The 12,705-nt window shown below is 72.3% G+C and carries 15 protein-coding genes; 7 read left to right on the top strand and 8 right to left on the bottom strand.

Translation table 11 applies throughout. The annotated features are described in order from the left end of the window. The first annotated feature begins 37 nt into the window (after positions 1–37). On the top strand, positions 38–1,393 hold the full coding sequence (locus tag LRP67_RS06840; RefSeq protein WP_231269437.1) for a protealysin inhibitor emfourin: 1,356 nt from the start codon (positions 38–40) through the stop codon (positions 1,391–1,393). Positions 1,394–1,399: 6 nt separating this feature from the next. Here the strand turns inward: LRP67_RS06840 and LRP67_RS06845 are convergent, their stop codons facing one another. After that, positions 1,400–2,089 carry an aspartate/glutamate racemase family protein gene (locus LRP67_RS06845; protein WP_231269438.1) on the bottom strand — a complete coding sequence of 230 codons (690 nt, stop codon included), beginning with the start codon at positions 2,087–2,089 and terminating at the stop codon, positions 1,400–1,402. 45 nt (positions 2,090–2,134) lie between these two features. Next, positions 2,135–2,887 carry an SDR family oxidoreductase gene (locus LRP67_RS06850; RefSeq protein ID WP_231269439.1) on the bottom strand — a complete coding sequence of 251 codons (753 nt, stop codon included), beginning with the start codon at positions 2,885–2,887 and terminating at the stop codon, positions 2,135–2,137. A gap of 47 nt (positions 2,888–2,934) precedes the next feature. Here LRP67_RS06850 and LRP67_RS06855 point away from each other — a divergent pair, with 47 nt between their 5' ends. The 3 genes from LRP67_RS06855 (at position 2,935) to LRP67_RS06865 (ending at position 5,181) form a co-directional block, all read left to right on the top strand. Next, a complete protein-coding gene (locus tag LRP67_RS06855) occupies positions 2,935–3,282 on the top strand; it encodes a hypothetical protein (protein ID WP_231269440.1) in 348 nt (115 codons plus the stop codon). Between the two features lie 112 nt (positions 3,283–3,394). Then, positions 3,395–4,654, top strand: coding sequence for a D-inositol-3-phosphate glycosyltransferase (gene mshA, locus LRP67_RS06860; protein WP_231269441.1), 1,260 nt, complete (start codon positions 3,395–3,397; stop codon positions 4,652–4,654). A gap of 20 nt (positions 4,655–4,674) precedes the next feature. Further along, complete coding sequence (locus tag LRP67_RS06865) at positions 4,675–5,181, top strand: YbjN domain-containing protein (RefSeq protein WP_269211272.1); 507 nt, start codon at positions 4,675–4,677, stop codon at positions 5,179–5,181. A 12-nt stretch (positions 5,182–5,193) separates the two neighbouring features. Here the strand turns inward: LRP67_RS06865 and LRP67_RS06870 are convergent, their stop codons facing one another. From LRP67_RS06870 to LRP67_RS06880, 3 genes are all read right to left on the bottom strand, one after another. Then, positions 5,194–6,141: a DMT family transporter gene (locus LRP67_RS06870; RefSeq protein WP_231269443.1), complete on the bottom strand. Its 948-nt coding sequence runs from the start codon at positions 6,139–6,141 to the stop codon at positions 5,194–5,196. A gap of 194 nt (positions 6,142–6,335) precedes the next feature. Continuing rightward, on the bottom strand, positions 6,336–7,013 hold the full coding sequence (locus LRP67_RS06875) for a response regulator transcription factor (protein ID WP_231269444.1): 678 nt from the start codon (positions 7,011–7,013) through the stop codon (positions 6,336–6,338). Continuing rightward, positions 7,010–8,167, bottom strand: a complete 1,158-nt coding sequence (locus LRP67_RS06880) for an ATP-binding protein (protein ID WP_308189706.1) — start codon at positions 8,165–8,167, stop codon at positions 7,010–7,012. The genes LRP67_RS06875 and LRP67_RS06880 overlap by 4 nt, the downstream gene beginning before the upstream one ends. Before the next feature lie 121 nt (positions 8,168–8,288). Here LRP67_RS06880 and phoU point away from each other — a divergent pair, with 121 nt between their 5' ends. Beyond that, a complete protein-coding gene (phoU, locus tag LRP67_RS06890; protein WP_231269445.1) occupies positions 8,289–8,945 on the top strand; it encodes a phosphate signaling complex protein PhoU in 657 nt (218 codons plus the stop codon). 143 nt (positions 8,946–9,088) lie between these two features. Here the strand turns inward: phoU and LRP67_RS06895 are convergent, their stop codons facing one another. The 3 genes from LRP67_RS06895 to LRP67_RS06905 form a co-directional block, all read right to left on the bottom strand. Beyond that, the gene (locus LRP67_RS06895; protein WP_231269446.1) at positions 9,089–9,832 is read right to left on the bottom strand and encodes a phosphoglyceromutase; all 744 of its coding nucleotides are present in this window, start codon (positions 9,830–9,832) and stop codon (positions 9,089–9,091) included. Continuing rightward, on the bottom strand, positions 9,832–10,458 hold the full coding sequence (locus LRP67_RS06900) for a hypothetical protein (RefSeq protein WP_231269447.1): 627 nt from the start codon (positions 10,456–10,458) through the stop codon (positions 9,832–9,834). Before LRP67_RS06900 ends, LRP67_RS06895 begins: the two co-directional genes overlap by 1 nt. A gap of 72 nt (positions 10,459–10,530) precedes the next feature. Then, positions 10,531–11,409, bottom strand: coding sequence for a UbiA family prenyltransferase (locus LRP67_RS06905; protein ID WP_231269448.1), 879 nt, complete (start codon positions 11,407–11,409; stop codon positions 10,531–10,533). 208 nt (positions 11,410–11,617) lie between these two features. Here LRP67_RS06905 and LRP67_RS06910 point away from each other — a divergent pair, with 208 nt between their 5' ends. Then, positions 11,618–12,103 (top strand): CarD family transcriptional regulator, encoded by a 486-nt coding sequence (locus LRP67_RS06910; protein ID WP_231244242.1) that lies wholly within the window; start codon positions 11,618–11,620, stop codon positions 12,101–12,103. 59 nt (positions 12,104–12,162) lie between these two features. Further along, positions 12,163–12,669 (top strand): hypothetical protein, encoded by a 507-nt coding sequence (locus LRP67_RS06915; RefSeq protein ID WP_231269449.1) that lies wholly within the window; start codon positions 12,163–12,165, stop codon positions 12,667–12,669. The last annotated feature ends 36 nt before the right edge of the window (positions 12,670–12,705 follow it).

Below are 12,705 nucleotides of genomic sequence, written 5' to 3' on the forward strand. Positions count from 1 at the left end.
GGTTGTGGGTGTCGGTGGGGTGGGGTTTCTTGGTGACATGTCTCGCCATCACTGCCTCGTGCCGGCGCACCGGTGCTTCGTGCCGCCGTACCTGCTCCACCGACTGAGCGACGCTCGCCCCGACCTGGCGAAGCGCTGGGCCGCGGCGGCTTTGGCCGAGGACGAGCGGCTGCGCTCGCGGCGGCTGCTGCGGGTCGGGGCGCCGCGGGCAGGCGAGGCGGCCGCCGGTGGTCCGGCCTGGGTGGTGCACACCGCCGGCAACGAGACCTCGCTCCCCGGCGAGGTCGTGCGCTCGGCCGGCGAGGCCGCTAGCGGGGACCCCGCGGTCGACGAGGCGGCGGCCGGCGTGGCCGGCTCGCTGGCGCTGTTCGAGGAGGTCTACGGACGCTCGTCGTACGACGACGCGGGCGCCCGCGTGTCGCTCACCGTCCACTACGGCCGCGACTACGCCAACGCGTTCTGGGACGGCACCCAGCTGGTCTTCGGCGACGGCGACGGGGAGGTCTTCGACCGGTTCACCAAGCCGGTCGACGTCCTCGCCCACGAGTTCACCCATGCCGTCACCGAGCACACGGCCCGCCTGGAGTACGAGGGCCAGTCGGGCGCGCTCAACGAGTCGGTCAGCGACGTCTTCGCCGCCTGCCTCAAGCAGCGGCTGCTCGGGCAGAGCCCGGTGGAGGCCGACTGGCTGATCGGGGAAGGGCTGTTCCTGCCCGGAGTGCAGGCGCGTGGCCTGCGTGACATGGCCAACCCCGGCACGGCCTACGACGACCCGGCGCTGGGGCGCGACCCGCAGCCGGCGCACCTGGACGACTACGTCGAGACCACCGAGGACTACGGCGGGGTGCACCTCAACTCCGGCATCCCCAACCGCGCCTTCCACCTCGCCGCGCTCGCGATCGGCGGCACGAGCTGGGGGGGAGCGGGGCGGGTCTGGTACGCCGCGCTGACCGGCGGGCGGGTCACCGCACGGACCGGCTTCGCCGCGTTCGCCGCGGCGACGGTGGAGGCCGGACGCGGCCTCGGCGGCGACGATCAGGCCGAGCAGGTCGAGAGGGCCTGGGTGGAGGTCGGGGTCACGCCGGCGGCCTCCGAGACCGCGCCCGGGGTCCCGCCACCCGCGGGGGAGCCGCGTCGCGTGCGGGTGCGCCGGGGCGGCGGGTTCGCGGGCCGGACCACCGAGGCGGAGGTGGACCTGGACGGCGACGACGAGCGCGCCGGCGAGCTGCGCGACCTGGTGTCGCGCATCGACCTGGCCGGGCTGCGACCGAGCCGGCCGCAGCCGGACCGGTTCGTCTACGACTTCGACCTTGCCGGCAGCACCGCGCGGGTGCTCGAGCAGGACCTGACCGACGACCTGCGCCGGGTCGTCCGGCTGGTGCTCGAGCGCTGAGCCGGGTCAGCCGAGCGCGCGGTCGAGTGCAGCCGCGACGTGCAGCGTCGTACAGGGGAAGAGCGGCAGCTCGGAGTCGGGCTGGTGCACGAGCAGCTCGAGCTCGGTGCAGCCCAGCACGAGGCCGCCGGCGCCGGCGTCCCAGAGCTCCTCGATGAGCCCGACGACCTGGCGGCGGGAGCTGTCGAGCACCTTGCCGTGCACCAGCTCGTCGTAGATGACCCGGTTGAGGGCCGCGTGGTGGCGGGGGTCGGGCACGTGCACCTCGAGCCCGTGGCCAGCGAGGCGTTCGGTGAAGAAGGAGCGCGACATCGCGAACGTGGTGCCCAGGAAGCCGACCGAGGTGACCTGCTGGGCCCGGCAGGCCTCCGCGACCACGTCGGCGAGGTGGAGCAGGGGGATCTCCACGGCGGCCGCCACCTGCTCGGCGACGCGGTGGAAGGTCGTGGTGCAGAGCATCAGGAAGTCGGCGCCGGCGCGCTCGACCCCCTGGGCGGCCGTGATGAGGATCTGGGCGACGTCGTCCCAGCGCTCCTGCTCCTGCAGGGCGGTGACCTCCGCGAAGTCCACGCTCGCGAGCACCGTGCGCGCCGAGCTCAGCCCGCCGACCCGCTGCGCTACGCCGAGGTTGAGAGCCTGGTAGTAGACGGCGCTGCTCTCCCAGCTCATGCCGCCGACGAGTCCGATGGTCTGCACGCGCTGCAGTCTGCCACCAACTCACGTGGGTGACGACCGGGGCGATCAGCCGCGCGGCACCCGGTGCACCTTGTGCTGCGCGGCCTGGGCCCGCGGCCGGATGACCAGCTCGTCGATGTTGACGTGCGGGGGACGGGTGACCATCCACCCGATCGCGTCCGCGACATCCTCCGCCGTCAGCGGCTCCGCCACGCCGTCGTAGACGGCCTCGGCCCGCTCCCGGTCGCCCTCGAAGCGCACCAGCGAGAACTCGTCGGTCTTCACCATGCCCGGGGCGATCTCGCACACCCGCACCGGCTGGTCCCAGAGCTCCAGGCGCAGGGTCTCGGTGACCACCTGGGTGCCGTGCTTGGCCGCGGTGTAGCCGGCGCCGCCCTCGTAGGCGATGCGGCCGGCCGTCGAGCCCACGTTGAGGATCACACCGGCGCCCGACGCGACCAGCGCCGGCAGCAGCGCCCGGGTGACCTGCATCAGGCCGATCACGTTGACCTCGTACATCCGGCGCCACTCGTCGCTGTCGGCCTGCGCCACCGGGGAGGAGCCGAAGGCTCCGCCGGCGTTGTTGACGAGGACGTCGAGTCGGTCGCCGACCTGCGCGGCCAGCGCAGCGACCTGCTCCTCGGAGGTCACGTCGCACACGACCGGCGTACCCCCGATCTCGGCGGCGAGCGCCTCGACCCGATCGGCGCGCCGGGCGGCGCAGTAGACGTGGAAGCCCGCGTCGGCGAGCGTGCGTGCGGTGGCGGCGCCGATGCCGCTGCTGGCACCGGTGACGACGGCGGTGGGGGAGGGGCTCATGGACGTCATTGTGGCCGCACTCCCGGCGGTGGTGGCAGACTCCCCCCGTGCATCTCATGGTCGTGGCCCGTGTCGCCGGCGTCCTGGGCGGCCTGGCGTGGATCGTCCGCCACGTGGCGGACGTCGAGGCGCTGCGCTGGCCGGGGCTGGTCCTGCTGGCCGTGGCGCTGGCGGCCTACGGCGCCGGGCTGGTGAGCCGCAGCGCGACGTGGCTGCGGGCGATCGTGGCGCTCTGCCTTCCGCTGCTGGTCTGGTCGGTCGTCGAGGTGGCCCACGGCGCCGGTGACGACTCACTCGTGGACGCCGTGGCCGGCGGGGCGGTGGCGCTGGTGAGCATCGCCGGGATGGTGCGTGCGCGGGCCGCCCGCCAGCCGGCCGGCGCGCACGCCGCCTGACCGATCTGCGCCCCGCGGGAATCAGCGGCGCCCCCTCGTGGTTGGTTGACCGGGGACGTTGGGCACGGGGCCCCACATCGGGCCCGTGCAATGGGGACAGACGAGGAGCGAGATGCAGCCGATCCGGCGGGTGGCGATGGTCAGCCTGCACACCTCGCCGCTCGACCAGCCGGGCACCGGCGATGCGGGCGGCATGAACGTCTACGTGATGGAGCTCGCCACGCGGCTCGCACGCCAGGGCATCGAGGTCGACATCTTCACGCGCGCCACCAACTCGGCGCTGCCGCCGCTCGTCCAGGCGGCGGACGGGGTCGCGGTCCACCACATCCACGCCGGCCCCTTCGAGGGCCTCACCAAGGACGAGCTGCCCGGCCAGCTCTGCGTCTTCGCCCGCGAGGTGCTGCGCGCCGAGGCTGCCCAGCCGCTGGGCCACTACGACGCCGTGCACTCCCACTACTGGCTCTCCGGTCAGGTCGGCGCGCTCGCCCGCGATCGCTGGGGGGTTCCGCTCGTGCACTCGATGCACACCATGGCCAAGGTCAAGAACGCCGCGCTCGCCGAGGGCGACAAGCCGGAGCCGGTCGCGCGGATCATCGGCGAGGAGCAGGTGGTCGAGGCGGCCGACGTGCTCCTGGCCAACACCGCTCTCGAGGCCCGGCAGCTCATCGACCTGTACGACGCCGAGCCGGCCCGCGTCGAGGTGGTCCACCCCGGCGTCGACCTGAGCGTCTTCCGCCCCCTCGACCAGACCGAGGTGCGCGCCTCGCTGGGGCTGCCCGCCGACGCCCAGGTCCTGCTCTTCGCGGGCCGGATCCAGCCGCTCAAGGCGCCCGACGTGCTTCTGCGCGCCGTGGCCGTGCTGCTCCAGCGCGACCCGCTGCTGCGCTCGCGCCTGGTGGTGCCCATCGTCGGTGGCCCCTCCGGCTCCGGCCTCGACCGACCAGAGTCGCTGGCCGCCCTGGCCTGTGAGCTGGGCATCGACGACGTGGTGCGGTTCGTGCCGCCGGTCTCGCAGGGCGAGCTGGCGCGCTGGTACGCCGCCGCGACCCTCGTCGCCGTCCCCTCCTACAACGAGTCGTTCGGGCTGGTCGCCGCCGAGGCACAGGCCACCGGCACACCGGTGGTCGCCGCGGCCGTGGGCGGCCTGACGACCGTCGTGCGCGACCAGCACAGCGGCTTCCTCGTCGACGGCCACGACGCCGGCGACTGGGCCACCGCGCTGGCCCGACCCCTCGCGGACCACGAGCTCCTGCTGCGGCTGCAGGCGGGAGCGCTGGAGCAGGCCCGACAGTTCTCCTGGGAGGCCACCGCCGCGCAGACGCTGGCCGTCTACGAGCGCGCCCACAGCCTCATGCGAGAGTCGGTGTCGTGAGCAGCTACCCCCCGGCCGCCCTGGTCCGCGACTACCTGCGCGACAACGAGATCGAGTTCGAGGAGGGCGACGAGGGCGTCTTCTCGCTCACCCTGCCCGGTGAGAAGAAGCTCCAGACCGCCGTACGGCTCGACGTGGGACCGCACGCCCTCGGCGTGCACGCGTTCGTCTGCCGCAAGCCCGACGAGAACCACGAGCGGGTCTATCGCTGGCTGCTCGAGCGCAACCTGAAGATGTATGCCGTCGCGTTCGCCGTCGACCGGCTGGGCGACATCTACCTCGACGCCCGGCTGCCGCTCGCCTCGGTCAGCCCGGACGAGCTGGACCGGCTGCTCGGCTCGGTCCTGACCTACGCCGACGACTCGTTCAACTCGATCCTCGAGCTCGGCTTCGCGGGGTCGATCCGCAAGGAGTGGGAGTGGCGCAAGCTGCGGGGGGAGCCCACCCACAACCTCGAGGCGTTCCGCGGGTGGCTCGAGGCGGAGGACGCCGCGGAGGCGGTCGGCGAGGACGCCCGACAGCCCTAGCGTCGGCGACGCTCAGGCTGGCGCGGGGGCGTCCCGGGCGGGGGTGCGGGGCTTGCGCCGCGCCACGGCGACACCGACCAGCGCGAGCGCGCCGCCGACGTACGCCATGGCCGGCGGGACCTCGTCGAGGAAGATCAGGCCCATCACGATGGTGAGGGGAGGGACCAGGTACGTCGTGACGCCCAGGCTGCTGGCCGTCATGTGCTGCAGCGCGTAGGCGTAGGTGGTGAACGCGATGGCCGTGGGGAACACCCCGAGGTAGACGACCCACAGGATCGACGAGGTGGGCGCAGCCGCCACCTCGCTCGCGAGTGCGGGCGCGAAGGGCAGGCAGGCGAGGGCGCCGACGGTGCAGGCCAGCCACGTCACGTGCAGCGCCGAGAGGCGGGCGACGAGCGGCTTCTGCAGGATCAGGCTGATGGAGTAGACGACGGCCGAGACCAGGCACAGCCCGACGCCGAGCAGGTCGCGGTCGCCGCCGCCGCTCGGCGACGTGCTGAGCCCGATCACGGCGACACCGCCGAACGCCAGCGCCAGGCCGAGACCGAGGTAGACGGTGAAGCGCTCGGAGAGGAAGACCGCCGCCAGCAGCGCGATCAGCACGGGGGAGACCTGGATCAGCATCGCCGCGGTGCCGGCGTCGACGCGCTGCTCGCCCTCGTTCAGCGCGACGTTGTAGACGCCGAACCACAGCACGCCGATGGTCACCAGCGAGACCCACTCCCGTCCGGTCGGTCGCGGCAGGCCGCGGCTGAGCGCCAGCGCGCCCAGCGCCAGCGCGCCGACCGCCGTACGGCCGAGGGAGAGGGGGCCGGCCGAGAAGTCCGGGCCGAGGTGGCGAATCGCCACGAACGCCGAGGCCCACAGGACCAGCGTCGTCGCGACCGCGGCCACCGGCAGCCAGCTCGGGGGCGAGGTGTGGTCCCGGGTGCTGGGCTCGGGTGCAGTCGTGCTCGTCACCGCCCCAGCCTATGGACCCCCTCGTGCCGCAGACACGTGGTTTTCGGACGGGGATGCGCGAGATGCGGACAGCCGTCTGACGCGGTGAGTTTCACCGGGTGCCCGGTGAAACTGGATCCTCCCGCACGAAACTTCGTACGGGAGGCAGGAGATTCACCGGGGGCCCGGTGAATCTTGTGACTCGCGCGCCGCCGCTACAGGTCGAGCTTGTACCCCAGCCCGCGGACGGTGACCAGGTACCTCGGCTCGCTCGGCTCGGGCTCCAGCTTGGCGCGCAGACGCTTCACGTGGACGTCGAGGGTCTTGGTGTCGCCGACGTAGTCGGAGCCCCAGACGCGGTCGATGAGCTGGCCGCGTGTGAGCACCCGGCCGGCGTTGCGCAGGAACATCTCGAGCAGCTCGAACTCCTTCAGCGGCAGCCGCTGCTCGTGACCCTGGACGGTGACGACGTGGCGCTCGACGTCCATGCGCACCGGGCCGGCCTCGAGGGTGTCAGGGGAGACCTCGGCGTCCTGGCCGCGGCGCAGGACGGCGCGGATCCGGGCGACGAGCTCGCGCGGCGAGTACGGCTTGGTGACGTAGTCGTCTGCACCGAGCTCGAGGCCGACCACCTTGTCGATCTCGTCGTCCTTGGCGCTGACCATGATCACCGGCACCGTGGAGGTCTGGCGGATGGTCCGGCAGACCTCGGTGCCGGGGATCCCCGGGAGCATCAGGTCGAGCAGGACGATGTCGGCGCCGTGGCGGTCGAACTCGCTCAGCGCCGCGTGGCCGTCGGCGGCGATGGCGACCTCGAAGCCCTCCTTGCGGAGCATGTAGGCGAGGGCGTCGCTGTAGCTCTCTTCGTCCTCGACGACGAGTACCCGCGTCATTGGACCTCCTCCTGGAGCTGCCGATCGGATGCCCCGCTTCCGGCATGGTGGGGCAACGAGAGGGTGAACGTCGAGCCCTGCCCCTCGGCGGACCAGACCCGGATCTCGCCACCGTGGGTGGCGGCGACGTGCTTGACGATGGCGAGGCCGAGGCCGGTGCCGCCGGTGGAGCGGTGTCGCGCCGGGTCGACCCGGTAGAAGCGCTCGAAGATCCGGTCGATCTCCGTGGTGGGGATCCCGATGCCCTGGTCGACCACGGAGACCTCGACGACCTCGTCCGCGCGCTTGGTGGTGACCAGCACCGTGGACTCCGGCTCGGAGTACGCCACCGCGTTGGCGACCAGGTTGGCGACGGCGGCGGTGATCTGCTCGTCGTTGCCGAGCACGGTCAGGCCGCTCGGACCGCTGTTGACGATGCGGATGCGCTTGGCGGAGGCGTCGATGGCGCTGGTGTCCATCGCCACCTCGATGACGTGGTCCAGCGACACCGGCACGGGGGAGTCGAGCGGGTCGTCGCCCTGCAGCCGCGACAGCTCGATCACCTGGTGCACCAGCTGCGAGAGCCGGTCGCTCTCGTGGAGCATCCGGTCTGCGAACCGCGTCACCGCGACCGGGTCGTCAGCCGCCTCGTGCACCGCCTCGGCGAGCAGCCGGATGGCCCCCACCGGCGTCTTCAGCTCGTGGCTCACGTTGGCCACGAAGTCGCGGCGTACCGCCTCGACGCGCCGCTCCCGGGTGCGATCCTCCACCAGCGCGAGCACCAGGCGCGAGCCCAGCGGCGCCACCCGGGCCGTGAGGTGGCGGTCCGGTCCGACGGCCCGTGCCATCACCAGCTCCGACTCGCGGATCTGCCCGTCGCGGCGTACCTGGCGCACCAGGTCCGCGAGCTCGTGGGACACCAGGTGAGTGCCGCGCACGAGCCCGAACGAGTACGCCGGGGCGGACGCCTTCAGCACCACACCGGCCTCGTCGACGACGAGCGCGCTGCTGCGCAGGACCGAGAGGACACCGGCGACCCCGGGCGGGACCACCGGCTCCTCCGCGTCGGGCGAGCGCTGCTGCTGGCGCTCGCTGACCGCCCAGGCGAGTACGCCGCCGCCCGCGACGAGGGCCCCCGCCAGGGCGGCGAGGAACGCCTGCGTCGTCGGGTCCACGAGGTGAATCGTACGGCCGCGTCCACCCCCGGTTCGGCCCCGGGAGCCAGGCTTCGCAGTGTTCACCCGGCGTTCATGCGTCCGCCCCGGCTGGACACCTCCGCCGCCTAGGGTCCCGGCCATGCGCGAGCTCTTCCATGACCAGCTGGACGCGATGTTCGTCGACCTCGCCGGCATCTGCGGCCAGGTCGAGACGGCGGTCGGCCAGGCCACCGAGGCCCTGCTGAGCGGCGACGTGGCCATCGCCGAGCAGGTGATCATCGGCGACATCGAGATCGACCGGGCCCGCGAGAAGGTCGAGGACGACGCCTTCGCGCTGTTGTCGCTGCAGCAGCCGGTGGCCGGGGATCTGCGCACGGTCGTCGCCGCGCTGCGGATGGTGACCGAGCTGGAGCGGATGGGGGACCTGTCGGTCCACGTCGCCAAGATCGCCCGGCTACGGGTGCCCCAGGTCGCCGTACCCGTGGAGATCCGGCCGACCGTGAGCCGCATGGCCGCCGTCGCCGAGGACATGGTGCGCCGGGTCTCGCAGATCATCACCGGCCGCGACGTCGAGGCCGCGATCGAGCTCGGTCGCGACGACGAGGTGATGGACCAGCTGCGCCGTCAGAGCTTCACCGAGCTGCTCTCCGACGACTGGCCGCACGGCGTCGAGGCCGCCGTCGACATCGCGCTCCTCGGGCGCTACTACGAGCGCATCGCCGACCACGCGGTCTCGGTCGCCCACCGCGTCGTCTTCGTCGTCACCGGCCTCAACCCGAGCTCGGTCGGCGCCTGATCGTCCGTACGGCGTGCTCGGGCGGGTCGTGCCGCGGTCCTTGCTGGATGTCGACGCGCCCGTCGCGACCTCGTCCCTCGGTCGCGGGGATCGCTCGATCTCGCTGAGCCCACGGAGCGGGCTCGTGCCTCGCCCGCTCCTGCTCAGCGACCCTGGTTGGCCACGGCGGCGGCGGCTGCGGCAGCGGCCTCGGGGTCGAGGTAGGTGCCGCCGGCGGTCACCGGGGTGAAGGTGTCGTCGAGCTCGTAGACCAGGGGCATGCCGGTGGGGATGTTGAGGCCGGCGATGTGCTCGTCGCTGATGCCGTCGAGGTGCTTGACGATGCCGCGCAGGCTGTTGCCGTGGGCCGCGACCAGCACCGTGCGACCGGCCGCCAGATCGGCGGTGATGTCGGACTCCCAGTACGGGAGCATCCGGGCGATGACGTCCTTGAGGCACTCGGTGCGTGGCATCTCGTCGCCGAGGTCGGCGTACTGCGGCAGGCCGACCTGCGACCACTCGTCGTCGTCGGCGAGCGGGGGCGGGGGAGTGTCGAAGCTGCGGCGCCAGAGCATGAACTGCTCCTCGCCGTACTCCTCCAGCGTCTCCTTCTTGTTCTTGCCCTGCAGCGCGCCGTAGTGGCGCTCGTTGAGGCGCCAGGACCGCTTGACCGGGATCCAGTGGCGGTCGGCGGCGTCGAGGGCGAGGTAGGCGGTGTTGATGGCGCGACGCTGCAGCGAGGTGTGGACGATGTCGGGCAGGACGCCGGCCTCGCGCATCAGCTCGCCGCCGCGGGCGGCCTCCGCGCGGCCCTTCTCGGTCAGCGCGACGTCGACCCAGCCGGTGAAGAGGTTCTTGGCGTTCCACTCGCTCTCGCCGTGGCGGAGCAGGATCAGGGTGTGGCTCATCAGTGCGCCTCGTCCACTTCGGTGTCGCACGACCAGGCCGTGGTCTTCTCGGCCGCGTCGTCGGTGGGCTCGGTCGACGGCTCGTCGCCGGCGCTCGCGGTCTCGCTGGGCTCGCCGCTGCCCGCGGACGGGGAGTCGGACGAGGACGCCGACGGGGCGCTGTCGAGCCCCTCGTAGAAGCCGCACTCGCGCACGACCGGGACCTCGACGTCGACGCGCTCCCCGCTGTCGAACTCGAACACCACGTCCACGACGTCGCCGGGCCGGAAGTCGCCCTCGACGCGGATGCCGTCCCCGAGGTCCGCCAGCTGTACGGCGCCGCGCCCGGTGATCTCGGTCGGCTCGACCTCGCCGGCACTCAGCTCGACCTCGCCACCACTGGTGACGCTGGCCAACTGGGCCTGGTCTTCGGTGTTGTTGGCGAGGGTGCCGCTCAGCGTGCCGGTGCCCTCGCTGCCGGAGATGATGACCGCCCCGAGCACGTCGACATCGCCGTCGCGATTGGTGCCGCCGTGCTGGACGGTGTTGATGCGGTCGGTCGCCAGGTTGAACCCGCAGGAGCTGAGGGCGGGGGTGGCGAGCAGGAGCGCTCCTGCGGCGAGCAGGAGCTTGCTGCGGTGGTGCATCGTCAGAGCCTTCGGTTCGATCGGGCGCCGCACGGCGAGGATGGGGCTCAGCCTAGTGCCCTCGCCGAGGGGTCAGCGGGCCAGGCCGGAGTACGTCGCCGCGAAGGCGATCGCCACGAGCACGGCCATGGTGTAGAAGCCCGACAGGACCAGCAGTCGAGTGGCGCCCACCCGCAGTCCGAGCTTGAGCGGCAGATAGGTCCAGCCGTCGTCGTTGTCGGGCACCAGGCCCCAGAGAGCACGCAGGAAGTGCACTCCGATGCCGAGCAGAGCGAACAGGACGACCATCAGCGTGCTGGGTGGGTCGCCCTCGAACTGCCCGCCCCATCCGCCGTAGGACAGGTAGGCCGGCAACAGGCCCCAGGAGACGGCCCAGGGCAGCCAGGAGAGGAAGCCGGTGCGCAGGACGACGTTGCCCATGATCGCGACGACCAAGGACACCAGGTAGGCGCTGCCGGCCGTGATCCCGGAGGTGACGGCCAGGGGCACCACCAGCAGGACGGCGCACGTGAGCGCGAACCACACGGTGCCGGGGTCCAGCTGCTCGCGCGCCAGCGGCTTGCCGGGTACGTCGTGGCGCGCGTCGCGCTGCCGGTCGACGAGGTCGTTGTGCCAGCCGATGATCGCCTGGCCCACGAGGACGGTCGCGCCCACCACGAGCACCTCGCGCGTCGGGCGACCCGACAGGGCGGCCGCGGCAGCCACGAATACGGCGGTCAGGATCGCCTGGCGCGGGTGGGCGGCCTGGACCAGCAGGACCGGGCCGCGCTCGGCCAGGCGCAGCCCCCGCCCCCGCCGCGGCTCGGGGTCCGCGGGGGCCGGGGCCGGGTCGGCGTCCTCGTCCGGCGTGGTCTCGGTCAGGGTCGCCCGGCTCGGGGGCTCCTCGACGCTCTCCTCGGACGGTGCCTGCCCGGCGGAGCTGCGTCGCCTCCAGCGCTGGGTCTTCGCCATCCGTGCAGTATCGACCACGACGTGCGCAGGGTGGGAGAAACACCGCCGAACACGCCATATTCGAGCTCTCCGGGCACAGGCGGAGAGGGGCTCCATCACAGGAATTCGATTTCGTCAACCCTGCTGCAAGCCTCTGACCTGCGCAAACACCAACGGCGCCGACACGCGGGCGTGTTAGAATGGACCCCTAGGAAGGGGTTCATCACATATGACTTTCACCGTCGGCGAAACGGTTGTTTACCCAAATCACGGGGCTGCAGTCATCGAGGACATCGAGATGCGGACCATCAAGGGCGAGGATCGTGAGTACCTCGTCCTCCGGATCGTCGCCCAGCAGGACCTGGTCGTGCGCGTGCCTGCGTGCAACCTGGACCTGGTCGGCGTCCGTGACGTCGTGGACAAGGCGGGGCTCGACCGCGTCTTCGATGTCCTGCGTGCTGCGCACGTGGAGGAGCCGACCAACTGGTCGCGCCGCTACAAGGCCAACCTGGAGAAGCTCCACAGCGGCGACGTCATGAAGGTGGCCGAGGTCGTGCGTGACCTGTGGCGCCGCGAGCGCGACCGCGGTCTGTCCGCGGGCGAGAAGCGGATGCTGGCCAAGGCGCGCCAGATCCTGGTCTCAGAGCTGGCCCTGGCCGAGCACACCAACGAGGACAAGGCCGAGGCCATCCTCGACGAGGTCCTCGCCTCCTGAGCTGAGCTCTTCGAAGGCCCCCGGCACCTGCCGGGGGCCTTCGACGTACCTTGGGCCACGTGGACGACGACCTCACCGCGCTCGGCGCGGTCATCGAGCAGGACCGCGGCTCGCTGCCGTTCGCGCTGATCCACGGTGAGGCGCTGGTGACCTGTGCGGCGTGGGCGCTGGGCGAGGCCGGGGTCACGCCCGTGGACCTCGGGACCGAGTGGGCCGGCATCGTCGACTCCGAGGAGCCCTTCGTGCTCCACGACAGCCTGTGCCCGATGACGCCCGCGGACTTCATCGCCTCCTGCGTTCGACTCGCCGTCGAGCGGGACCGGGTGGTCGTCGGCGTGCTTCCCGGGCAGGACGGTGCCGAGGCGGTCGCCTCGCCGGTGGTGCTCCCGGCCTCCGTGGTGAGGGCCAGCGAGGAGCCACCGGCTGCGGACTTCGAGGCTCTGGTGACGTGGCTGCGTCGCGACTTCGAGGTGGTGACGGTGCCGGCGCCGGCCACGGCCCGGCGAGTACGGTCGGTGGCCGACGTGGTCGAGCTCGAGGGCCTCACCCGGCCCACTCGCGCCTGACCGGCTCGTGACCGCGACTCTGCCACCGCCTACGGT

Origin of the sequence: Nocardioides sp. cx-169 (assembly GCF_021083605.1) — a bacterium.
GTDB lineage: Bacteria > Actinomycetota > Actinomycetes > Propionibacteriales > Nocardioidaceae > Nocardioides.

Excerpts from the sequence above, each read along its gene's own strand:
- LRP67_RS06840 (WP_231269437.1), top strand. The coding sequence starts at position 38 with ATGTCTCGCCATCACTGCCTCGTGCCGGCGCACCGGTGCTTCGTGCCG.
- LRP67_RS06850 (WP_231269439.1), bottom strand. The coding sequence starts at position 2,887 with ATGAGCCCCTCCCCCACCGCCGTCGTCACCGGTGCCAGCAGCGGCATC.
- mshA (WP_231269441.1), top strand. The coding sequence starts at position 3,395 with ATGCAGCCGATCCGGCGGGTGGCGATGGTCAGCCTGCACACCTCGCCG.
- LRP67_RS06875 (WP_231269444.1), bottom strand. The coding sequence starts at position 7,013 with ATGACGCGGGTACTCGTCGTCGAGGACGAAGAGAGCTACAGCGACGCC.
- phoU (WP_231269445.1), top strand. The coding sequence starts at position 8,289 with ATGCGCGAGCTCTTCCATGACCAGCTGGACGCGATGTTCGTCGACCTC.
- LRP67_RS06895 (WP_231269446.1), bottom strand. The coding sequence starts at position 9,832 with ATGAGCCACACCCTGATCCTGCTCCGCCACGGCGAGAGCGAGTGGAAC.
- LRP67_RS06900 (WP_231269447.1), bottom strand. The coding sequence starts at position 10,458 with ATGCACCACCGCAGCAAGCTCCTGCTCGCCGCAGGAGCGCTCCTGCTC.
- LRP67_RS06905 (WP_231269448.1), bottom strand. The coding sequence starts at position 11,409 with ATGGCGAAGACCCAGCGCTGGAGGCGACGCAGCTCCGCCGGGCAGGCA.
- LRP67_RS06910 (WP_231244242.1), top strand. The coding sequence starts at position 11,618 with ATGACTTTCACCGTCGGCGAAACGGTTGTTTACCCAAATCACGGGGCT.